1 protein-coding gene is annotated in these 756 nt (G+C 56.3%); it reads left to right on the top strand.

Features of this window, described 5'->3' with window-relative positions:
* Nucleotides 1-163 precede the first annotated feature (163 nt).
* On the top strand, nucleotides 164-756 hold a 593-nt coding region (locus IVA95_RS15665; protein WP_247511273.1), incomplete at its 3' end, for a transposase.

The raw sequence follows: 756 nt of genomic DNA, 5'->3' as shown, positions 1-756 counted from the left end.
GCCTCATCAATTCCCCCTTAGAATCACGGGAGAATCATAACAGCAGCACCGCGTTTTCACACATGGGGTAATTCCGGGCCAGAGCCATACTGAAGCTCTGCGAATCAGCTCTCCAGGAATCGATGAGGCTCACCTCTTGGGCCCCGCAAACCGGAGAGCTGCAATGGAGCATTATGTCGGACTGGACGTGTCCCTGAAGCTAACAGCGATCTGCATTGTTGATCGAGCGGGAAAGATTCGACGTGAAGGAACAGTTCATTCCGACCCGGAAGCGATCGCAGCTTTCATCAAATCAAACGCTCCGCATGTCGCGCGGATCGGACTCGAAGCCGGAGCAACATCGACGTGGCTGTGCACTGAGTTGAAGAAGTTGGGGCTGCCCGTCATCTGCATCGACGCCAGGCACGCCAAGGCCGTTTTGAAAATGCAGATCAACAAGAGCGATCGCAACGATGCCATAGGCATCGCCCGCATCATGCAGTGTGGATGGTACAAGGAGGTGTGCGTCAAAGACCTCGACAGCCACGCGGTCAAGGCTCTCTTGGCGAGCCGGGCTCTGCTCGTCAAGATCAAGCGGGATCTCGAGAACCAAGTCCGCGGGCTCTTAAAGAATCTGGGGCTTGTTATTGGCCCAGCAAAGATGAACGTATTCGCGTTGCGTGCTGCCGAACTCATCGAAGATCGGCCAGCACTCGCCGTTGCGGTAGCGCCGCTACTCAGCGCCCGAATGGCCATCGAGCAGCAGATTGCGGATCT

It is taken from the genome of Bradyrhizobium sp. 157 (genome assembly GCF_023073815.1).
Taxonomy (GTDB): domain Bacteria; phylum Pseudomonadota; class Alphaproteobacteria; order Rhizobiales; family Xanthobacteraceae; genus Bradyrhizobium.
This window is presented reverse-complemented; position numbering and strand designations above follow the sequence as displayed.